At 36.6% G+C, this 21,435-nt stretch carries 23 protein-coding genes, 2 pseudogenes and 1 other annotated feature; of the genes and pseudogenes, 17 read left to right on the top strand and 8 right to left on the bottom strand.

All coding sequences use genetic code 11. The features are described 5' to 3' along the window. Nucleotides 1-64: 64 nt before the first annotated feature. Nucleotides 65-508 (bottom strand): hypothetical protein, encoded by a 444-nt coding sequence (locus tag ACZLO7_RS11340; RefSeq protein ID WP_464940952.1) that lies wholly within the window; start codon nucleotides 506-508, stop codon nucleotides 65-67. Between the two features lie 213 nt (nucleotides 509-721). Here ACZLO7_RS11340 and ACZLO7_RS11345 point away from each other — a divergent pair. The 4 genes and pseudogenes from ACZLO7_RS11345 to ACZLO7_RS11360 all read left to right on the top strand — a co-directional run. After that, nucleotides 722-880, top strand: a pseudogene (locus ACZLO7_RS11345) (aminoacyl-histidine dipeptidase); the annotation flags it as partial. A 316-nt stretch (nucleotides 881-1,196) separates the two neighbouring features. Next, nucleotides 1,197-1,691: a DinB family protein gene (locus tag ACZLO7_RS11350; RefSeq protein WP_464940951.1), complete on the top strand. Its 495-nt coding sequence runs from the start codon at nucleotides 1,197-1,199 to the stop codon at nucleotides 1,689-1,691. Nucleotides 1,692-1,738: 47 nt separating this feature from the next. Continuing rightward, nucleotides 1,739-2,173 (top strand): hypothetical protein, encoded by a 435-nt coding sequence (locus tag ACZLO7_RS11355; protein WP_464940950.1) that lies wholly within the window; start codon nucleotides 1,739-1,741, stop codon nucleotides 2,171-2,173. A gap of 80 nt (nucleotides 2,174-2,253) precedes the next feature. Further along, nucleotides 2,254-2,799: an NADPH-dependent FMN reductase gene (locus tag ACZLO7_RS11360; protein ID WP_464940949.1), complete on the top strand. Its 546-nt coding sequence runs from the start codon at nucleotides 2,254-2,256 to the stop codon at nucleotides 2,797-2,799. Nucleotides 2,800-3,402: 603 nt separating this feature from the next. Here the strand turns inward: ACZLO7_RS11360 and ACZLO7_RS11365 are convergent. Together ACZLO7_RS11365 and ACZLO7_RS11370 are read right to left on the bottom strand one after the other, a co-directional pair. Continuing rightward, nucleotides 3,403-3,595: pseudogene (locus tag ACZLO7_RS11365) on the bottom strand (IS5/IS1182 family transposase); the annotation flags it as partial. 14 nt (nucleotides 3,596-3,609) lie between these two features. Beyond that, nucleotides 3,610-3,837, bottom strand: coding sequence for a hypothetical protein (locus ACZLO7_RS11370; protein ID WP_464940948.1), 228 nt, complete (start codon nucleotides 3,835-3,837; stop codon nucleotides 3,610-3,612). A gap of 449 nt (nucleotides 3,838-4,286) precedes the next feature. Between ACZLO7_RS11370 and ACZLO7_RS11375 the strand changes: the two genes are divergently transcribed. Next, nucleotides 4,287-5,282 (top strand): hypothetical protein, encoded by a 996-nt coding sequence (locus tag ACZLO7_RS11375; protein ID WP_464940947.1) that lies wholly within the window; start codon nucleotides 4,287-4,289, stop codon nucleotides 5,280-5,282. A gap of 311 nt (nucleotides 5,283-5,593) precedes the next feature. On the opposite strand, the gene ACZLO7_RS11380 is transcribed toward ACZLO7_RS11375, so the two are convergent. Then, the gene (locus tag ACZLO7_RS11380; protein WP_464940946.1) at nucleotides 5,594-5,992 is read right to left on the bottom strand and encodes a hypothetical protein; all 399 of its coding nucleotides are present in this window, start codon (nucleotides 5,990-5,992) and stop codon (nucleotides 5,594-5,596) included. After that, complete coding sequence (locus ACZLO7_RS11385) at nucleotides 5,992-6,201, bottom strand: helix-turn-helix transcriptional regulator (RefSeq protein ID WP_464940945.1); 210 nt, start codon at nucleotides 6,199-6,201, stop codon at nucleotides 5,992-5,994. The genes ACZLO7_RS11380 and ACZLO7_RS11385 overlap by 1 nt, the downstream gene beginning before the upstream one ends. 348 nt (nucleotides 6,202-6,549) lie before the next feature. Continuing rightward, nucleotides 6,550-6,764: a binding site (T-box leader), on the top strand. Nucleotides 6,765-6,813: 49 nt separating this feature from the next. On the opposite strand from ACZLO7_RS11385, the gene proB reads away from it, so the two are divergent. The 5 genes from proB (at nucleotide 6,814) to ACZLO7_RS11410 (ending at nucleotide 10,620) form a co-directional block, all read left to right on the top strand. After that, entirely contained in the window at nucleotides 6,814-7,902 is a 1,089-nt protein-coding gene (gene proB / locus ACZLO7_RS11390; protein WP_464940967.1) for a glutamate 5-kinase, read from the top strand. Nucleotides 7,903-7,920: 18 nt separating this feature from the next. Beyond that, nucleotides 7,921-9,168, top strand: coding sequence for a glutamate-5-semialdehyde dehydrogenase (locus tag ACZLO7_RS11395; protein ID WP_464940944.1), 1,248 nt, complete (start codon nucleotides 7,921-7,923; stop codon nucleotides 9,166-9,168). 131 nt (nucleotides 9,169-9,299) lie between these two features. After that, complete coding sequence (locus ACZLO7_RS11400) at nucleotides 9,300-9,506, top strand: helix-turn-helix transcriptional regulator (protein WP_464940943.1); 207 nt, start codon at nucleotides 9,300-9,302, stop codon at nucleotides 9,504-9,506. Beyond that, complete coding sequence (locus ACZLO7_RS11405; RefSeq protein ID WP_464940942.1) at nucleotides 9,503-9,934, top strand: hypothetical protein; 432 nt, start codon at nucleotides 9,503-9,505, stop codon at nucleotides 9,932-9,934. Before ACZLO7_RS11400 ends, ACZLO7_RS11405 begins: the two co-directional genes overlap by 4 nt. A 164-nt stretch (nucleotides 9,935-10,098) precedes the next feature. Further along, entirely contained in the window at nucleotides 10,099-10,620 is a 522-nt protein-coding gene (locus tag ACZLO7_RS11410; protein WP_464940941.1) for a tubby C-terminal domain-like protein, read from the top strand. Between the two features lie 18 nt (nucleotides 10,621-10,638). On the opposite strand, the gene ACZLO7_RS11415 is transcribed toward ACZLO7_RS11410, so the two are convergent. Further along, nucleotides 10,639-12,408, bottom strand: a complete 1,770-nt coding sequence (locus ACZLO7_RS11415; protein WP_511261332.1) for an IS1182 family transposase — start codon at nucleotides 12,406-12,408, stop codon at nucleotides 10,639-10,641. Nucleotides 12,409-12,546: 138 nt separating this feature from the next. Further along, on the bottom strand, nucleotides 12,547-13,272 hold the full coding sequence (locus ACZLO7_RS11420; protein WP_464939268.1) for a DUF981 family protein: 726 nt from the start codon (nucleotides 13,270-13,272) through the stop codon (nucleotides 12,547-12,549). 174 nt (nucleotides 13,273-13,446) lie between these two features. Between ACZLO7_RS11420 and ACZLO7_RS11425 the strand changes: the two genes are divergently transcribed. The 3 genes from ACZLO7_RS11425 to ACZLO7_RS11435 all read left to right on the top strand — a co-directional run bounded on the left by ACZLO7_RS11425 (nucleotide 13,447) and on the right by ACZLO7_RS11435 (nucleotide 15,198). Further along, nucleotides 13,447-13,839, top strand: coding sequence for a hypothetical protein (locus tag ACZLO7_RS11425; protein WP_464939269.1), 393 nt, complete (start codon nucleotides 13,447-13,449; stop codon nucleotides 13,837-13,839). Nucleotides 13,840-14,103: 264 nt separating this feature from the next. After that, a complete protein-coding gene (locus ACZLO7_RS11430; protein ID WP_464939270.1) occupies nucleotides 14,104-14,367 on the top strand; it encodes a DUF3658 domain-containing protein in 264 nt (87 codons plus the stop codon). Nucleotides 14,368-14,655: 288 nt separating this feature from the next. Continuing rightward, nucleotides 14,656-15,198, top strand: coding sequence for a hypothetical protein (locus ACZLO7_RS11435; RefSeq protein ID WP_464939271.1), 543 nt, complete (start codon nucleotides 14,656-14,658; stop codon nucleotides 15,196-15,198). A gap of 276 nt (nucleotides 15,199-15,474) precedes the next feature. On the opposite strand, the gene ACZLO7_RS11440 is transcribed toward ACZLO7_RS11435, so the two are convergent. Next, nucleotides 15,475-16,203, bottom strand: coding sequence for a GNAT family N-acetyltransferase (locus ACZLO7_RS11440; protein WP_464939272.1), 729 nt, complete (start codon nucleotides 16,201-16,203; stop codon nucleotides 15,475-15,477). A 569-nt stretch (nucleotides 16,204-16,772) separates the two neighbouring features. Here ACZLO7_RS11440 and ACZLO7_RS11445 point away from each other — a divergent pair. The 4 genes from ACZLO7_RS11445 to ACZLO7_RS11460 are packed head-to-tail and all read left to right on the top strand — an operon-like array spanning nucleotide 16,773 to nucleotide 21,421. Beyond that, the gene (locus ACZLO7_RS11445) at nucleotides 16,773-17,558 is read left to right on the top strand and encodes a 2,3-dihydro-2,3-dihydroxybenzoate dehydrogenase (RefSeq protein ID WP_464939359.1); all 786 of its coding nucleotides are present in this window, start codon (nucleotides 16,773-16,775) and stop codon (nucleotides 17,556-17,558) included. Nucleotides 17,559-17,612: 54 nt separating this feature from the next. Beyond that, on the top strand, nucleotides 17,613-18,836 hold the full coding sequence (dhbC, locus tag ACZLO7_RS11450) for an isochorismate synthase DhbC (RefSeq protein WP_464939273.1): 1,224 nt from the start codon (nucleotides 17,613-17,615) through the stop codon (nucleotides 18,834-18,836). 20 nt (nucleotides 18,837-18,856) lie between these two features. Then, nucleotides 18,857-20,479, top strand: coding sequence for a (2,3-dihydroxybenzoyl)adenylate synthase (locus ACZLO7_RS11455; RefSeq protein ID WP_464939274.1), 1,623 nt, complete (start codon nucleotides 18,857-18,859; stop codon nucleotides 20,477-20,479). A 27-nt stretch (nucleotides 20,480-20,506) separates the two neighbouring features. Beyond that, nucleotides 20,507-21,421: an isochorismatase gene (locus ACZLO7_RS11460; RefSeq protein ID WP_464939275.1), complete on the top strand. Its 915-nt coding sequence runs from the start codon at nucleotides 20,507-20,509 to the stop codon at nucleotides 21,419-21,421. Nucleotides 21,422-21,435: the final 14 nt, after the last annotated feature.

Below are 21,435 nucleotides of genomic sequence, written 5' to 3' on the forward strand. Positions count from 1 at the left end.
TCAACTTTAATGATAATCAAAGGGGCGTCCAATAGTCGAGAAATTGACTGTTGGATCGCCCCTTTTATTTTTTAGCTATTAATGTTTCTACGACATCAAAAAAGTCACTACTATTCGCTTTATAATGTCTATTACCCCAACTTCCAGTATCGGTTGCGATAATGATTTCTTTTTTATCACCAAATAGAAATACAGTATCGATCCCTTTTTCAGTAACTAACGACACACTGTACTCGCAATCTAATGCGCCAAAATCACTTTTTGTACGGTGCACTTTTAGTTTCTTGAGCGATTTTATTATTGCTGTATCGTCTTCTTCAAATTGGTAAGTATTTTCGATTCTTAGATTTGCTATCTTATCTACAGTTATAGAGCTAACTTTACTTTCCTCTAGATGAGTAAGGATATCTGTTATTGGCTTTTCTTTATACCTATTATATTGAAAAACTCCATAAGACCCTGCCACTAATACAATACCAATAATGAAGGTGATGAGTGCTTTTTTCATAAAATGTATCCATCTCCATTTCTTAAACATCTTTACATAAGGTTAGTGGAAATTAAATACAATTACAAGTAGTTGTTAGAATAATTTGAATTTATAGTTGTCATCTAAATTTTGTATATTCTGATAATTAATTGAGAGAACAACATCTTGCTCGAAACTTGAGCTATAATAATACTAAACTTTACAAATATTGTTCTAGAAAATGTGAATCGTATGTATAGTAATCTAGATGACCTAACATGTCATAAAGTATTTTAGTATTTTGCGGAGATATCCAAAATTCCAAGAGGTTCAGGGAATGAACAAGCAATTAGTGATTATTTAGTTCGCTTCTCACAAGAGAGAAACCTTGAAGTAATACAAAATCAAGCATAACGTCATCATTTAAAAAGCTGCTACATAGATGCTATTTCTATTGGACCAGATATATTCTTAGTGCATACGCCTGATGAGCATATCAGTATTCCTTCAACTATTAATGATTGGGAGTATTTTATTTATACGTTAAAAAGAATGGAAGATTTTCTATAAGAAATAGGTTTCGACCAGGTGGAATAGGGCATCTTTCAAAAGATTGGCTAATCTCAAAATATAGTGAAGATTGACGTTCCAGTAAAAAAGAAGACTATTATTTAGTAATAATTATTCACGTTGACATACTAATGATATGGTATCGGAGGGATAAGAGATGGAACAGTATTTAGAGCATAACAAAAGCATAAGAGCTGAATTACTGAATAGTGTAAGTCATTTATCAGACGAGCAATTAAATAAGGAAGTTGAAGAAGGTCGGTGGACGGTTATGCAAGTACTACTCCACCTGTATATAATAGAATTTAGTGTAGCAAAAACTATTCAATATACTTTGAAAAAAGGGGAAAGGCAGTCTACTAAAGTAAAACCAATCGAATTAATAGTTGACCGTTCTACAAAGATAAAAGCACCTTCATTTGCAGAACCAGATGAAACCTTTATTACATTGGAAGAGATGCAAGTTAAACTGAAAGAATCTCGTAATGCACTTCTTCAGGTTGTCTCAAATAGCAACATGAATCAACTGCGTGAAAAGGCATTTCAACATCCAGTATTTGGTTTGATAAGCCTGGAGCAATGGGTTCCGTTTATCGGATATCACGAAAAAAGGCATATTGAACAAATTGAAGAATTAAAAGAGAAACTATAAATCAAAAATATAAATTGATTTTTTGAGATTCACAGGAGGGAGTTTAGATGAACAAAAAAAGTATCTCATTAATTATTGTGATAGCATTAATCTTTTTTTCTGCTGGATATGTAACAAGTAAGAATACTTCTGAAACAATAACGAGAGAGGTTAAAATAGGCGTTGAAAAAAGTGGGAATGATGGACAAATCGACTATATAAAAACGATTACAGACGCACAAAATCAAGTAGTCATAGATAATTTTATGATGATATATATGAATAGTAAGCCTGTTAACACTATTGATATAAATAAGGACCAACCAGATTTATTCATTGAAGTGAATAGCCCGAAGCAATCGACTGGATTAATTGATTCAAAAGTATGGTTTACCGATAATGGAGCAATAATCGGTATTCGTTCTGGAGAGAATTGGGCAGATGTTGAATATAAAAGTATAAATCAGGATGACGCAGATTTTATAAGAGAACAAACAGAGTAATAAATAGCGGCGATGTAGTTAAATAGTTCGAAATTTTTGATTCATTTGTATGTGAACATGTACTATATAGAGGTGATTGTATGATTAATCAAAAAAAGATAATAGCTATTTCGGGAAGCATTCGAGAAGGTTCATCTAATACGAATATATTACAAGCTTTAGCAGCTTTTATCCCAGATGGTATTGATTATTCTATTTATAATGGAATAAAAGAACTTCCGCATTTTAATCCAGATAACGACAGAACAGAACCACCAGCTGTTGTTCAGGATTTCAGAAAAACTTTGAGTGATTCACATGCACTTATTATCTGTACGCCAGAGTATGCAAAAAGTGTCCCAGGAGTCTTAAAGAATGCTCTAGAGTGGCTAGTGTCATCTGCTGAGCTCTATAAAAAACCAGTGGCTGTTATAACGGCTTCACCCTCGATTGCAGGGGGAGATAAAGCACATGAATCATTACTGCTAACACTAGGTATGTTGGATACTATAGTTGTTGAAAATGGTTCGTTACTCGTTCCATCTGTGGGCACTAAATTTAATGATAATGCTACGGTAAAAGACGAAAATACTAAGCAAGAACTTATTGCTCTAATCAACAGTATAGTGGAAGAAATAAATACATAGATAGCATAAATTAAAATTAGTATAGAAATTAAGTTTTTTATTATAGTACGAGGTTATTGAAAGTATTGGAGCATCTCCATTGACAAAAATAGTTATTCGTGAGATACTATTATCTATGCTGATTAGCTAGTTTATAAATGTTGGCATTCTACTAAATGTTTTTGTAGATACTTATTCACACTGGCGTGACTTTGGGGTCACAAGGACGCAAAAGAAGGTAGGGTTTGCGTTGCTTAGGTTAGAAAGCTAACCAGTGGAATTTTACCGCGGTACAAAAAGCTACAGGCTTTTGAGTAAATATTCCCCGGATGATCGGGTTGAAATTTGAGTTTTATTAAAATTAGCTAATTATAAATTAAGGGGTACTCTCATGCTGAGGGTACCCCTTGTCCAATTCTGGAGTTTTTTTACAAACGAAACAGATGAATAATTCGAGATAGCAAAAAAAACGACTACCGCCTCAGAAGGACAATATTTGCGGTGAATTTGAAACGTATCTTGAAGCTAAAATAAATGAAGAATAAGGGAAATACCCAAAAACACCGGCACTTTCTGTTCAAAATCGAACAAAAAGTGCCGGTGTTTACTATTGAAGGGGTAATGTCCGTCACTTTTTTCACCAGTTGTCACAACTGCCGCTGTAATGATTCGTTCATCACTCATCACAATGTGCGCTTTAAATCCAAAGAAAGAAGAATCGGCCGATTTATGTCCTAATTGCACATCTGGATCCGAGAAGTAAATAATCTTCGATGACTTCTTTGATGACGTTTAATTTCCCTTGTACGGCAGGGACTTGAGGACTTTGGATTATGTTTCTACAATTTCCACGACTTGACGATAATAGTCTAATTCCTCTGTGATTTCATTTGAAGTTGGTTTTAATGGGAATTTTTCTTTTATCATTTCATCGAAATAATAAACGGCTTTTCGGACATTTTTTCTTGTAAAAAATCTTTTGGTGATATCTTTAGGCACAATTAAATCGTAAAGTGCCATATAAGAGCTTAGAGTAAATGTTTCTTGTTTAGAAATCATGGACAGCCCCACCTTGAATTAGTCCTTTTATTATTAAGGGTTTGGTGTGAATCGGAAAGAATGAAAAACTCAAAAAAACGATAAAACAAGTTGATTGGAGTGCAGGCGGCGACTCCTTGGGGAACTAGCGAACATCTTGAGACCCCGCAAGAGCGTCAGCGACGAGGAGGCTCTAGGTTCGCCCCCAGGAAAGCGTCCGCCGGAACGGAAATTAACGGCATCGAAGAAAAAGCCATGGCAGTAACGATTAATCGTTTCCGCCATGGCTAAAATTCATTTTTTGGACTTTTTCAGTGCTCTCCCTCAGAAGCGATAGTCGTTCATTATTAAAATGTATATAAAAATGTTGGAGGTGCATATAATACAATTGGGTTATTTGATTATATGTAATTTAGTGGTAAAAAATGACGGGAATCCACAATGCTTCAATTACAAAGGGGAAGGTGCCAATGGAATTAATTGATAAGTATGTACATGAAGTGATACGTCGATTGCCCCCAGAAAAACGAGCAGCTATCTCTCTTGAGTTAAAGGCGACAATTGAAGATATGTTGCCTCCTGAGTTTACGGAAGATGACGTAAAAGATGCGCTAAAAAAATTAGGAGATCCAGCAATTCTTGCAAATAGCTATCATGAAAAACCAATGTATTTAATCGGTCCTGTATATTTTCAAACCTATGTATCTCTTTTAAAAATAATAGTTCCAATTGCAATGACAATCGCTCTTATTGCATTTTTTATCGATTTCGCCTTTAGTTATACAGAAGGTGAAGCCTTATTAAAGGTAGTTCTATCAATTGTTGGTGAAGGTATTCGTGAGATGATAGAAGTAGCGATTCAAACCTTCTTTTGTCTTACTTTAGTATTTGCTTTGCTAGAACGATTCGCTAAAGATCCGAATAAAGATTTGGTTTCGAGCATTAATAGAAAATGGACACCTGATGCATTAAAAAAAGTTAGCCTAGCTACATCACGTAAATCTATTTCAAAATATGCATTTTTTGGTACTTTAATTTGGACTGCAATTTGGGTTTCAATTTACTTTAATGCTGATCGTTTACTAGGCGTGTATGTGAATGGAGCAGGTGATATCGTTTTTAAATTCCCTATATTCAATCAACAAATTTTAAATGAATTTTGGATTCTTATTGTAGTTATTGTGGTCATCGGAATTGCATTAGCTCTCTACAAATTAATACAAGGACAATGGACTAAAAAAGTAGTTGTTTTTCAAACATTATATGAGCTTATTACAACAGTTTCTTTTATCATAATCATTACACGACCAAATTTTATTGAACCGAAATATACAAAGTACTTAGTCACTTATGTTGATATGCAAGAGGAACGTAGTGTTTTCTTATTCGTATTAGCTGCCGTTGTGATTTCCATCATCACAGCTGCTTTTTCTATAAAAAATGCAATTAGTAGATCAAAAATGTAATGATAATACCGAATATATAACAGGAAACGACTATCAACGAGCGGACTGATAGTCGTTTTTATATGAATTATTCTGAGATTTAAAGGTGTAAGAAGTATCACAAATCGAATTGATATTATGCATTATTTCTTTAATTATGGGCTACGTTAAATTATATTATTGTCTTTAGCTAAAAATTAATCAGGCTCTACAAATATATAGAATCAGCTCAGTTATAAATTTTGGTATTTTTAGAGTGAATATTTAACATATACCCTTTAGCACAAGGAGATTTTAAATGGTTTTTTGAAAATTTGAATTTCGCCATAGTTTTAACGGTATTTTTTTGAAACGACGAATTCAGTAATGGGCATTGTAATAAATGCAAGTCCAATTACTATAACAATTGGGATGTTTTTTATGTCATTCATTGCAATTACTCTTTCCGATACAATTAAAACGATAAACATTAATATCAATAATAGATAATAACTTATTTTTGAACTTACAAGCGTTATATGTTTCTCCAATTCATCTTTTTCTCCTTCATGTTTCCCTTCCATTTCACCCCAGGTTACTGATTGAAAGAAGTAACCAACACCTAAAAATCCAAAGAATAGTGTAGAAGTATTAATTATTTCTTTTGTTACCCATTCATATATACCAAAACCACCAATTGCAGTAATAAGAATTAAGGAACAGATTACACTAACTTTTTTTACATTTGTCATTAATTATCATCCCTTTCAAATTTAAAAATAAATAATTCTTCAACTGGAAGCCCTAAAATATATGACAAAGTAAATGCCAATTGTAAACTTGGGTCATATTTGTCGTTTTCAATGGCATTAATCGTTTGTCTCGATACTTTACATTTCTGTGCAAGTTCTTCTTGGGATAATCCCTTTGTTTTCCTTTGAACTTGAATTTTATTTTTCATATTATTCACCTACAAATTGTAAAGAAGATTTTACATTTATATTAACATATATTGTAATTATGTCAAACTTATTTTACACAAAGTTCAAAGTAATACACTCCGCATTTTCAGCATTTATGCTCTTAATATTCGTTTACAAAATAAGTTATTCGTTCCTCGGACAGGGTTTAAGCAACTTTCACAGCGAACGCTTTTAAGCTTTGTTCATCGTTGATAAAGGCTATCAAATCTAAGAAATTAAACCAAGATACTCTGTAAATATTCGATTTTAACACCATGAAAATACATAGCATAATTATAAAATCCTTATTGACAGTTAAAAGAATCTGTTGCATGCTTATACTTAAATATTTAGCGAAAAGAAGACTAGTATGTGTGATCTTACTGTACAAGAGAGCGATGTCCACCGGCTGCAAGGCATCGTAATAGCAACCACGCTGAACCTACTTCTTAGCTCCTATGAAAACATAGGCGCAGTCTCAAGCGTTATGAGGTTGAGTGGGATGCATTTATTGCATTCAACTAAGGTGGTACCACGAGAAGTAACCCTTTTCGTCCTTGATATATTCGAGGGCGAAAAGGGTTTTTTATGTTGTATTGGAGGCAGTAATGATGGAAAAAAAGCGTATTGTCGTGAAAATAGGTAGTAGCTCTTTGACGAATGCAAAGGGAGAGATAGATCAAGTAAAGTTTCAAGATCATATAAATGCAATTGCAACATTGCGTAAAACAGGACATGAGGTTGTATTAGTTTCTTCGGGAGCTGTTGCATGTGGTTTCCGTAAATTGGGTTACTCTTCAAGACCCGTTACTTTAAAAGGAAAGCAAGCAGCAGCAGCAGTTGGTCAAAGCTTATTAGTTCAATCCTATACAGAGCAATTAAGTAAACATGGTATTGTAACGGCACAAATTTTATTAACTAGAACGGATTTCTCAAGCAAACATCGCTATAAAAATGCCTATTCTACATTGTCAGAATTATTGGATCGTTCCGTATTACCAATTATTAATGAAAACGATACGGTATCAGTAAAAGAACTGACTTTTGGTGATAATGACATGCTATCAGCGTTAGTAAGTGGATTGGTGCATGCTGATCAGTTAATTATTTTAACGGATATCAATGGTTTATATGATGCTAATCCATTAAAAAACCCTAATGCAAAACGTATTGACTTTTTAACTGAAGTAACGGAAGAAATGTTGTCATTCACTAGTGGTGCAGGTTCAAAAGTAGGTACGGGTGGTATGGAGTCAAAATTAATGGCAGCAAAAACAGCATATGAACTAGGCGTAAAAGTATTTATCGGAAACGGCAAAGGTGAACGGAAATTATTAGATGTAATGGACGGTACAGGAGACGGAACGTATATAGAGAAAGATGAACTACCTGTACTAAATAATAATAAGCAATGGATTTCATTGTTTTCATCAGTTTCAGGTAAAGTTTTTGTGGACGAAGGTGCAGAGCAAGCACTGATCTCAAAAGGTAGTAGCTTACTCCCAGCAGGCGTCTACAAAGTGGAAGGCGATTTCCAAAATGGAGATGTTGTTGAAGTATACGGAAAATGTGGCGTCATTGGAAGAGGGGAAGTACTCTATTCTGCACCTGAATTACAGCAAGCGATGGGGAAACGTACAAACGAACTAGTTATATCAAATATTGAAGTCATTCATCGTGATAAATGGGTAAAAGCATAACTAAGTGGAGGTAACATAATGAGCGAAGTAAAAACTAAAGGTAAGTTAGCGAAAATCGCAAGCTACCATATGAACAGTAAAACAACGCTAGAGAAAAATGAAGCATTACAAAAAATTGCGCAACAACTACTGATAGACAAAGACATTATTGTTGAAGAAAACAACAAAGATATTGTAGCGGGGAGAGAAAAAGGTTTATCGGAATCGGTACTTGACCGTATATTCTTAAATGACAAACGCATTCAAGATATGTCTGATGCCATTCTATTACTAGTAAAGTTAAATGATCCCGTTGGTGAAGTATTAGAGGATATTCAGAAAGAAAATGGTTTGCATATTGAGAAAAAACGAGTGCCTCTTGGCGTGATTGGTATGATTTATGAAGCAAGGCCAAATGTTACAGTAGATGCAGCGACGCTATCATTAAAGACAGGAAATGCAGTACTTTTACGTGGCAGTTCATCAGCAAAATATTCGAATATAGCGTTAGTTGCATCTATACATAAGGCACTTGAACAAACAACATTACCAGTAGATGCAGTACAGTTAATCGAAGATACGAATCGTGAAACAGCAAAAGAACTATTCCATCTGAAAGAATATTTAGATGTACTGATTCCCCGTGGTGGGAAAGCATTAATAGATACGGTTGTTAGTGAGGCGACAATACCTGTTTTAGAAACTGGTGCAGGGAATTGTCATATTTATATAGATGCATCAGCAAAACCTGAAATGGCAACAAGTATTGTCATTAACGGAAAAACGCATCGTCCATCTGTATGTAATGCAACAGAAAGTGTTTTAATCCATGAAAAATGGTTTGCAGAGCACGGTGTTGTGTTATTAGAAGAGTTAGCAGCACATGATGTTGAGATTATTGGAGATGCCACTGTTTGTAATGCATATTCAGGTGCAAAGCATGCTACAGAAGAGGATTGGACAACAGAATATTTGGCATTAACAGTTAGTGTAAAAGTCGTGTCAGAAGTTGTAGAAGCAATCAAGCATATTAATATATATGGGACAAATCATTCTGAAGCTATCATTACAGAAGATGTGATTGCAGCAGCGCTATTCTTAAACGGTGTTGATGCTGCAGCAGTTTATCATAATGCCTCTACGCGCTTCACAGACGGCTTTGAATTCGGCTACGGTGCAGAAATCGGTATTAGTACACAAAAGCTGCATGCAAGAGGACCAATGGGGTTACAAGCAATGACTTCGAGTAAATATTTTGTATATGGAGATGGGCAAATAAGGGGCTAATCTAGAAATTAAATGTTTTTCAAAAAATTATGTGAATCCTCCAGTCTTTAGAGATGGAGGGTTCTTTGTATTTGTAATATATAATTTGCAAAAAGGAATATATATGTTACATTATAAGAGGAGGTATATAAATGAAAAATCTCGTGAAGGTTGCACGTGTAAAAGTCGATTTGACTCAACAAGAACTTGCCGATGCGGTCGGGATAACAAGGCAAACTGTCAGTCTAATTGAAAAAGGCAAATATAATCCGTCTTTAAAGCTATGTTTACAAATTTGCTATGTCGTCAATGCAAAGTTAGATGAAATTTTTTGGGTAAATAAGGAGGACTTTGAATGAAAAAAATTACAGATGAAAGGCTTATCTTAAGAAATCTACAGCATATAAAAATTGCTTATACTGTCCAAACGATTGGGATTTTGAGTATTCTTGCATATGAGCTTGTGCAAAATGGGTTTGATGAAATGCGAGAGAATCCATTGTGGCATGTATTAATTATTACATCAGTCGTTATTGGTTATTTGTCGATGAGTGTTAGAGTAGAACATGAAAAAGTAAGGAAAAATCCAAAGAAATCTCTAATGGTTAGTTTACTAGTAATAACTGCAATTGTAATAGCAGTTGCATATCTAACAGCCATTTCACCAAATAGTGATTGGAAAGATGGTCTAATAATAGCTGGAGTGTTATTTATTTGTAGTCTCATCCCAATACTTTATGTTTATCGTTTAAGAGTAAAGCAAGAGCAAGATTTGGCGGAAGAGTAAAATGTAGATATGCTAGATTGTTTAATCAAGGGTTAACATGAGGAGCTCATTTGCAAGAAATAGTATTGCTTTTTTATTGTCGCAACGTAAGAGAAAGTGCATTCACACTATGAAAATGCTATAGTTGTTTATGTAAGTAACGTTTAGATTTAAAGGAGCAAATAATGCTAAGATATACTTATTTACATCCAAATTCAATTGAAACAACACCAAAAATTACGGTAGCTGATGAGTCAGGTCAAGCTATATTCACGTTTCAGCGCCACTATTCAAATGGTTTAAAGCGCATACTAGATAAAGTAATGGATTATCGGTATTTTTTACGATATGACGTTTTTAATATGCATGACGAGCCACTTTTCACTTGTAAAAAAGTAACTCGTAAAGGTAAAGTTTTTTATGAAGCAAAAGATTTAAAACAGCAGAAGAAATATATGCTCGCCTACGACGGTTGGAAAGAATTGATTCCAGACCTCGTTATCACAGATGGGCAGATGAAAATGATGATACATAAGGAAATGGAAGACTGGTCCCGCTTTGCAGTAGATGGTGTTGATATAGCCCGTTGGAAAGCGACAGCAGGTGATGAGTTTTTAATAGAGCTAGAAATTGAAAAGAACTCGCCAATTCAAAATCCAGCGTTTTTCATTGCGATCAGTCAATGTGTCCTCTTTGTAGGAGCATAAATAAAAACGAGGGGCTGTCTAATAAGTCCCTAAAATAAAAGTTCCAAAGAAAAACGTACTGTTTTTCTTTGGAACTTTTTTCGTTTTTCTCTGTTTTGGTGAAAATAGCTGGAGGATTCCAGCTATTTTCAGTAAATTGTGGGCCATTGCCACAATGCCGTACTCCGTTCTCACTTTTTCTAAACCTCGAAGTGAGAATCGACGAAACGACCGATTGCCCTTGATATGACCAAATACACTCTCTACCTCGATTTTCCGTCGAGCGTAAATTTGTGCGTTTGGTTCTGACCAAAGGCTAGTTTGTGCTTTTGCTTTGAGTTCTTCATAAACGGTATTGTAGTGAATCTGTCGATTCCCTTTAGATTTTGAACATTGTGCTTTCAATGGGCAATCTGTACAATCTTCACATTCATATATTTTGAAGTCTCGTGAAAAACCATATTTATCTGTACGTGTAGAATAACGTTTAAAAAGTACTTTTCGATTGTTAGGGCATATGTATGTATCATCTTGTTCGTTGTAAACCCAGTTACTTGCATGACGAATGTCTTTTTTATAACTTCGTTTTTGTTCACTTAAAAATGTGCCATAAGGAATCAATGCCTGAAATTCTTGGTCCATTGAATAGAGATAATTGCTTTCACTTCCATAACCGGCATCTGCTATGACGTTTTTTGGGAACGGAACGGATGATTTTTTCAATTCTTCCAAATGTGGAATAAAGCATCGTGTATCAGTTGGACGTTGATGCAGAGTATAAAAAAGAATGAATTGATTTTCTGTTGCCATTTGTATATTGTAACCCGGTTTTAATTGTCCATTTTGCATGTGATCTTCTTTCATCCGCATGAATGTGGCGTCGGTATCCGTTTTAGAATAGCTATTGCGCTCACCGAATAACTGTTGTTGGTATTCATACTTTTCAAGGCGTGGACGAAAATCTTCACGAATTTGCTTTTTGAGTTTCTTGGATTCGCTTAACTTTCTACGTTTTTCCTTTCGGGCTTCTGGTTCTGTTTCATCTTGGAATTCTTTGGTTTGCTTGCTGATTTGGCGTGTAAGAATCTCTTCTGCTTGTTCTAGCTTCTCTTTTGGCGTAATAGAGGACTGGTTGTCCTCACTCACGATAGAGCATTCATCCCCTTTTACGACAGATTGAATAAATTGATAAGTCTCATCAATTTTCTCTTTCAGTTTTTCTTCAAAACGAGTTGTTGCTTTTTTCCATACAAAAGAATACTTATTAGCGTTAGCTTCAATCTTTGTGCCATCTAAAAAGTAGTTTTCCATTGTTATATACTTTTGTTCGATAAGTTGATGAATCATTTTTTCAAATAATAGTTGAATTCGTTCAACCATAAACGATGTTCTGAAACGGTTAATTGTACGATAATCTGGTTTTTGCATCGCAGCTAGCCACATTGCTGGGAGATTTTCATTCAGTAATTTGGCGATTTCTCGGCAAGAATATACTTTTTGCGAATACGCATAGAGAAGGACTTTTACCATCATTTTAGGATGATATGCACTGCGACCACCACCTTTGTATGGTTCGAAGAAGTATTCATCGTCTATTCCTTCGATCATTTCATCCACTACTCGCGCAATATGATTAATTGGAATAAGGTCTTGAAGATCGAAGAGGCATATACTTTGTTGGTTATTATATGGAATGAATGTAGGGTTTTCATTTTGATTTCTAGAAACGAGAGTTTCTTCTCCAATTTCTAGTGGAAGCGTTGTTTGAGTCATGTTATAATTTTCGTTAGTAGTCTTTGGATTGCTCATAAAAAATCGCCCTTTCCGTAATTGTTTGTTTTGTCACTTACATTTTACAAGAAAAGGCGATTTTTTTGTATTTAAATTTAAAGAAATAGGGCTGCACTCAAAAGTCGGTTTTCACCGACTTTTGGGACAGCCCCTTTTTTATTTGCCCATAGTATGCACAACTAGGCCGATATGAGTAAAATAATTCATTACGCCATATAAAATAAAGGCAATTCCTGCGATGTTCCAACAGGTTATCATTACTTTGAATTTGCTTGACTTAGCATATTTCTTCAAAGTAAAAGGGAACAAAATAGCCCCAATCCCTGTAAGTGCGTATAAGACGGATAGAAATAGCCCCTCAACTAAAGGGTATTTTGCCAAAGCGCTATAAACTGATTCTTCAGTAGATGCTGAAAATAAGTGGAGACGGATACTTGCGATGGAAATCGATAAAAGCGCTAATCCTATGGAAAAAGTAAAATAAGACAAAGGCTTTAGCACTATTGGCGCTTCTTTCATTAAAATCCTTGAAATAGTAATCGTATCTATATAATCGATGTTATGCTTCTCAAAAATAGTAGCTTTTCGCCATAGAAGAATTGCTACTGCTAACAATAAAACACCAAAAGCTAATGAAAGCTCGCTAAAGATTATTTGCTTATACGGAAAATCTATTTTAGATAATGGCTTATTTAAAGACATATGTGCTCCGGTTATTGTTAAAATAAAACCAGGTATTGCAAACCCTATGGCCCAACCTTCTAATTGTCCTATTTTCGATCTCTTTAAATGCTTCATAAATCGAATAATTAATAATAAACCGACACCTATTGAAACGGACATAATAGCACTGTTGAATTGTGTCGTTGCCCAATCAATCATAATGTTCATCACTCCAAACATAGAAAGAATGGACTTAGTGTCAGCATTAGTGCGAAAAACATGCATAATTAATAAAGTTTAATTGAAAAGTGACTATAAAGACATTGTAGGAACGTCGAAACAAAATTTAAAAAATACAATAAACTATATTATGTTTAAGAATGGGGAGATTAGGTGAAAATAAAATGGATACTATTTATAGCTGCTATAATTGCTTTTACAATCTTTATTTTCATTACTAAATGGAATCATTCACCTCTGCCAATTGATTCTACAAGCTCAAAAGAAGCCATCCAAAAACTAAATGGGTCAGATCAAGAATTAGTAGAGCTTTCAAAGGATAATAATATAAATTGGTACATTATTAAGAATTCTGCGGATGTTGATAATAAAATCAAACAATTCATTAGCAATAACGATTGGGTATTTAAAGAGAAAGATGGCAATGGTTTATTTTTCGAAAAAAATGGGGAGTTATTAATTGTAAATACGGAAATGTGGACTAAAAAATATGTGCTTGTTAAAGTGCCTTCTCATTTTTCCAACAAAAATAAAAACTTTAATTAACTAATGAAATATAATAAGCAATCGCTTTGATCATTCAAAACAATTGCTTTTTTATTTGCAGTAAAACCATTGTTTTGAATGATTTATAATCAAATTATCATTCTAATCCGAATCAAACAGCAATTTTTCCTTATTCATCTCCATCCATTTTGTGCTGGACGCACAGGGAGCAGTAACCATTAAATCTCCTCAACGAGTAGCAGCAACTTGCTAAGTCTAAGAATGTTTTGCGTTATTTACAAGATGGCATAATTATTTCAACTAATGCTACATTATGATGATTTTATTATTGAATGTGCAAAATATGTACATAAAGAAGTTCTGGATAGAACAGAAGAAGAGTCAGAGGAATTTATGAAGTCAGCTAGGTTAGTTGGGAAAGCATTTGGCAATATTGAAAATTATATAGGGGATGAATTTATACGATACAGATTAAGCGTATTGATAGCTAAAGGTGTTTTCGAAGTAAAAGGAGATACAAGTTCAATGCGCTTTTACAGCGTAAAATTACGGGCTGCCTTCATGTAAACTGAGCCAGTCTTTTTTTTATGCAGTCTTTTATTACTAAGAGCTTGTAGAAATAAAAGGAAAAATGTCAACAATTTTGGAGTAGAAAGTAAAAAAAAGTGGCATAACTATATACATCAGGAAATTCATAGAGGCTTATACACAATATTACTGAAGTAAAGGTGAAAAGATGACAGTAAAAAAGGAGACTTATAAGTAAATAAAACGGAAATTAATTAAAATTATTAATAAATTATGTATATAGCATAAAAAAGTAAAATCAACACATTAAACTTTAGGAGGCAATTTATGCGAAAACTAAAAAAACAAGACACATTTTCCATTCTTTCTGTAGTGTTGGCGGGCTCGATCTTAATGACAGGGTGTAGTAGTGATGAAGCAGCCCATAAGGTTGAAACTATGGGAGTAGTGGCTGATACAAAAGTTTCGAATGACTTTAAGAAAAGCTTAGAAACGGTATTAAAGGTTGAATTGGCACAATCTACATCAGAAATACAAAAGGTTATAAAAAGCATTGTAACTGATGCGTCGTATTTAGAGAATACAGAAAATCGTGAAAAATTCCTAAAGTTAGCAAATCAGCAAATTGAGTATTATAAAACTGTTGACATTATTCCTGCGTCAGATTCTGAAAAAGAAATTCAGCATGCCCTTCATAATTACATCGGATATCAAAAGGGGGTATATAAAAGCTTGAAATCCTATGCAGATAAACAAGATGAATTTTATATGAACACGTATAATGCGAATAAAAATAATTCTGAGAAGTATTTAAAAAACTTAGAAGAAACACTCGCAAAATATAATGTATCATTAGAATCCCTAAAATAATAAATGAAAATATTTCATCGTCATTAATAAAAACGATTAGCTCATATTTGGGTATTAATCGTTTTTTTTGTTTTGAGAATAAAATTTTAAAATTAAGATAATTCCTGGACTTTATACCCCAATATAAAAAGCCGATTTCTTGTTCGCTTAAGGAAATCGGCATCTTTGATTATATAAGACCTAGTGACAGGGTAACTGCTTATCGCAGCCATTTGGCTCATGACGCGCCGCGCCTCAAGAGCTTGTATAAAGAGAATTTAATTTTGAGTCGGACTCTCAGTTACTGGAGTCGGGAGAAATCACTTCCCACTTTCCAAACAGCGTCAAACCCGCCGCTTTAGCCAGAGACGTAGACGCCTGGTTATCGAGCTGGCATCGGTACTGAGGTTCGTATCCCTTATTATAGGCGTACTTGCTAATTGAACGCACCACTTTGCGGGCGTGACCTTTTCCTCTAAATGATGTCAGAGTCAGTACGCCGAGATCCGCAATTTGAGCATTCTCCCAGGGATACATGCTAGTGGCGCTGACCAGTCTATCTTGCTCAAAAGAGCCGAACACCGCCCAATGATCCAATTCCACATAAGCATCATCCAAGTCTTGTTCCGAAGCGGAGGACTGGAACTCGGAGAAAACAGCATCATCTTGCTCTGTTAACCGGCGCAATGTACCTTCAAAATTTTCTTGCAACAATACGTTCTTATCGGCTTCAGAAAAATAAAAAAGATAATCTGCGCCATGTAGAGTGACTCCTGCTTCATTCAATTTTCGACGAAAGGTTTGCTCAGACAGGTCTTGTCGTTGATATAGGCCTAACTTATCAGCCAGCACAGGAGTCAAGACAGCCATAACCTGGCCGTCGGAGGTTTCCAGCACCATGATCCGACGGTCTTCGCTCAGGTCAGGGTTGGTGGCCACAGTGAAGACTTCATCCCTATAGAGGACGTTTCCATTCGAAAATTGCTTCCGCCAAAAATCAGTTATCGTTTGTGAAAATAAAGGCATACTTCTTCCTCCCTTTAATTGAAATTCTATTTAAAAATACCACATTAAGGTAATGGATAAACGTTTTCTCTGATTTTTTAATCTATTTTTTTTTTTTTTGATAATCTTCTTCACAAACCAACCTGTTAATCCTACAAGAAATAAAAATAATAATGGATACAATTTGAACAATATTATCTCCTAAATAATATTTTCTCCCCACCTCTTAATAATATTAGAAATCTTTTTGCCTTGAGAACAAAATGGATGAGATAGCAGAGAGGTTACGATCGATTAATGGAAACCAACAGAAAACAGGGTCTTATTACCTTGCGTTTTGGATTGAAGGGAAATGTGCCCTAAAAGTAATAGGTCTTTTTTAGTAAATTATCGAATGGTACTTGACCATTAACTTTTTAATATATATTATTACCTGTATATTCCAACTGATAATGATTATCATTATTATTTAGAATCTTGTATTTTACAGCAATAGTTAATGGATTAAGCCATGTATCTCCCGTCTATCCGGGGGATGGTAATTGGGCTACTATACATTGAAATCTTGGATTAGGAAAGGGAGTGGCATGGTGGACTTTTTGGAATGTAGTGGAAAAGTTGCACTTGTAACGGGAGGTGCTCAAGGTATCGGTGCCGCAGTCGTCCAGGCTTTAGCGAAGCTGGGTATGGTGGTGGCGGCAATTGATTATAATGCTGAAAAACTAAATGGCCACGTAAATGAATTGAAGTCTCAAGGTTTGGACGTATATGCCTTTACGGCGGATGTAAGTGATAGTCTTGCAATCGTTGGCATAGTTGATGAAATTGAACGTGATATTGGTCCAATAGAGACACTAGTCAATGTAGCTGGGGTGCTTTACACAGGAATGATTGAATCATATAGTGACCAAGATTGGGCAAAGACCTTTGCCGTCAATTCCACTGGTGTTTTTAATGTCTCCCGTTCAGTGAGCACATACATGATAACAAGAAAAAGAGGTTCGATTGTCACGGTGGGATCCAATGCAGCAAGTGTCCCAAGAATTTCATTGGCTGCGTATGCAGCATCCAAGGCAGCTGCCGTCATGTTCACTAAGTGTTTAGGGTTGGAATTGGCCCAATATAATATTCGCTGTAACATCGTCTCGCCTGGTTCTACTGATACTGAGATGCAATGGTCGATGTGGAACGACGAAAATGGCGCACAAGCTGTTATAAATGGGATGCCTGAGACATTCAAAGTAGGGATACCACTGAATAAAATAGCCATGCCTTCTGATATAGTCGATGTCATTATATTTTTCATATCCAATCAGTCGAACCATATTACGATGAGTAATTTATGTGTGGATGGCGGGGCAACTTTAGGTGCATGACACGGACCATTCTTTATGAGTAGGAACATTACGCGAATTGGAGGGTTTTAAAATATGATGAAGATTAAAGAGAATTCAACTGAATTGGGAAAACAGCTGTTGGACGATTATAAGGTTGGTGACTTTTTCCTGGCGACGCCTTCTCAAACATTACTTGGAAAAGGTTCCTTTCTGACAGTTCCAAGTGATAAGGAAAACCGTAATCAAATGAAAAGCCTTGCAGCACGGGTGGCGGCTGTATTAAAAACTGCAAAAGAGCAAGGTCATGCCAATCCAATGGTAACGGGTGCCGTACCCTTCGATTATAGAAAGGACGTCCAACTCATTGTACCCGCAAATATACGGACATCAGTCCCTATGCAAGACACATGCACCGGCCAACCTGCGAAAACGGAGAAGCCTATATATGAAATCAAATCGGTACCGGAGCCTTCTCAATATAAGGCGGGTGTGGAACAAGGACTTACTCATATTAAAAGCGGCCATCTTGATAAAATTGTACTATCAAGATCCTTGCACCTCACTTCATCAGAAACGGTGAATATCAATCGGCTACTTCAAAATTTGGCACAACACAATAAGAATGGTTATACCTTTGCCGTGGATTTACCTCAGCCAGAAACGGAAAAAGCGGATTTCCAAATCTCGAAAACCCTAATTGGGGCTAGCCCTGAATTGCTTGTTTCAAGAACGGGATTACAGGTGGTGGCAAACCCTTTGGCAGGCTCTAGGCCAAGGAGTAATGATCCAATCGAGGATAAGAGAAGGGCGGACGAGTTACTCTCCTCCGCTAAGGATTTACATGAACATGCTGTTGTCGTACAGGCCGTAGCAGAAGCTCTACGACCATTTTTCAAAAAGATAGATGTGCCAGAAAAACCATCAGTGATACATACCGAAACCATGTGGCACCTTTCTACAGAAGTAACAGGAGAGCTTAAAGATCCAGCAACTTCCTCGTTGGAGCTAGCAATCGCGCTTCATCCGACTCCTGCTGTTTGTGGATCACCCTCTGAATTGGCCCGAGAAGTCATTCATGAAATCGAACCGTTCGATCGTGGATTTTTCACGGGTATGGTCGGCTGGTGCAATTCAGAAGGAGACGGCGAGTGGATCGTTACCATTCGGTGCGCGGAGGTGGAGAAACAGGCTCTTCGCTTATTCGCTGGAGCGGGGGTCGTTGCAGAATCGAAACCAGAAGAGGAATTAGCGGAAACATCGGCTAAATTTCAAACGATGCTACGTGCAATGGGAATAGATGCAAAATCATTAAACTAAAGTGTGTAGGGGGATTAAGGATGTTAACAGGATGTTCTTCGTGGCCTAAGGATTATATAGATTTATATAAAAGGGAGGGGTGCTGGAAAGGGGAAACCTTCGGGGAATTGTTGCGTGATCTTGCCAAGAAACATGGGGAACGGATCGCTATTACAAGCGGGGACAGAAATATGAGTTATGCTGAATTGGATAATAGGGCCGGTCGTTTGGCTACAGGATTACAGGAATTGGGGATAAAGAAAATGGACAGGGTAGTCATCCAGCTTCCCAACGTAATCGAGTTCTTTGAAGTTTGTTTTGCATTGTTCAGATTAGGTGCATTGCCAGTGTTTGCCCTTCCATCACATCGAAGCAGTGAAATTAACTATTTTTGCGAGTTCGCTGAGGCGGTTGCCTATATCATCCCTGATAAGCACGCTGGTTTCGACCATCGTACTCTAGCAAGAGGTGCAAAAGAAAAGAATGCAAAATTGACCGTTATTGTCATGGGTGATGCAGAGGAATTTGTGAATTTGGCGGATTTATATATCGATCCAAAGAAAAGCGAAGCAAAAGTGACTTCAAGTGACATTGCCTTTCTTCAATTATCTGGAGGAAGTACAGGCCTATCAAAACTGATCCCAAGAACACATGATGATTATATATACAGTTTGCGGGTTAGCGCCGAAATTTGCCAGATAGACAAGGATAGTGTTTATCTCGCCGTGTTGCCAATCGCCCATAACTTTCCACTGAGCTCGCCAGGTGTCCTTGGCACGCTTTATGCGGGAGGCAGGGTGGTTCTTTCACCAGGCCCTAGTCCTGACGAAGCATTTCCGCTAATTGAAAAACAAGGTGTGACGATTACTGCTCTTGTACCGCCCCTTGCCTTGAGATGGCTTGATGCCATATCCAGCCGTGATCATGATTTATCCAGTCTCCAAGTGCTGCAGGTTGGCGGAGCGAAGTTCAGTGCGGAAGCTGCCCGTCGGGTATATCCCGTTTTTGGGTGTAAGTTACAACAAGTATTTGGCATGGCTGAAGGATTAGTTAACTATACAAGATTAAACGATCCTGAAGAGATAATCATTAATACTCAAGGTAGGTCGATGTCGAAATATGATGAAATTCGTATTGTCGATGAGGAAGACAGGGATGTTGAGCAGGGCGAAGTAGGGCATTTGTTAACAAGAGGCCCTTACACCATACGTGGTTATTACAAAGCCGAAGAGCATAATGCGAAGGCATTCACGGTTGATGGATTCTACCGAACAGGTGATTTAGTAAGTATGAACGCAACTGGCTATTTAGTTGTAGAAGGACGAGATAAGGACCAAATCAACCGTGGCGGAGAAAAGATTGCCGCTGAGGAAGTTGAAAACCATCTCTTGGCACATGAGGAGGTACATGATGTAGCCATCGTTTCCATGTCCGATAATTATTTAGGGGAGAGATCATGCGCCTTTGTGATACCGCGCCAGAAGGCCCCTACGGCAAAGGAACTTAAACAATTCTTGAAGGAGCGGGGACTTGCCGCATTTAAAATTCCTGATCGAATTGAGTTTACCGATTCCTTCCCAAAAACGCCTTTAGGTAAAGTGAGTAAAAAAGCGTTGCGGCAAATTATATCAGATAAACTGAATAATCAAATTACGCTGAAGTAAATAAAAAACAATAGAAGGAGTGATTTGATGGCTATTCCTGCTATCACACCATATGCAATGCCTGTAGAATCCGAGTTACCAAAAAATAAAGTTTCGTGGAAAGTAGATCCGTCGCGTTCAGTGCTTCTTGTTCATGACATGCAACAATACTTCCTTGATTACTATACAGTAACCGACTCACCGATAACGGAACTGATATCGCATATACAGTCAATAAAAAGTCGTTGTGTGGACTTGGGTATCCCTGTCGTTTATACAGCACAACCAGGCAATCAAAATCCTGAGGATCGTGCACTGCTTACCGATTTTTGGGGTCCAGGACTTGATGATGATATCAATCAAACAAAAGTCATTGACGAGGTTGCTCCAAGCGAGGAGGACATTGTCCTTACTAAATGGCGTTATAGTGCATTTAAGCGGACGCATCTTCTCGAAATGATGAGGGAGCAAGGCCGTGATCAACTTATCATTTGTGGAGTCTATGCACATATCGGCTGTCTTCTAACAGCAAGTGAGGCCTTTATGCTGGATGTTGAGCCATTCCTGGTAACGGATGCAGTAGCGGACTTTTCATTAGAGGAACATAAAATGGCGATTAAATATGCAGCTGAACGTTGTGCTGTCACAATATCTACATCCAGGTTGCTGGAACAATTGAATAGCGGTGAACAAGCATCGGCAGGGGCAGTACAAGAAAATGATAATCATGGTTTGACATTGGATGGCCTAAGGATTCAAATCGCTAATCTCCTAGGTGAATCACCATCGGATATCGGTGACAACGAGGATCTAGTGGATATAGGAATGGATTCGATTAGATTGATGAGCCTTGTTGAAATCCTAAGGGGAAAAGGGGCAGAGATTAATTTCATGCAGTTGGCTGAAAAACCGACGATCGCCGCCTGGTGGGAACTATTATCTTCACAAAAGGTGTTAGCTTGAATTAAAAACAGAAG

It is taken from the genome of Viridibacillus sp. d25.2, assembly GCF_055456015.2.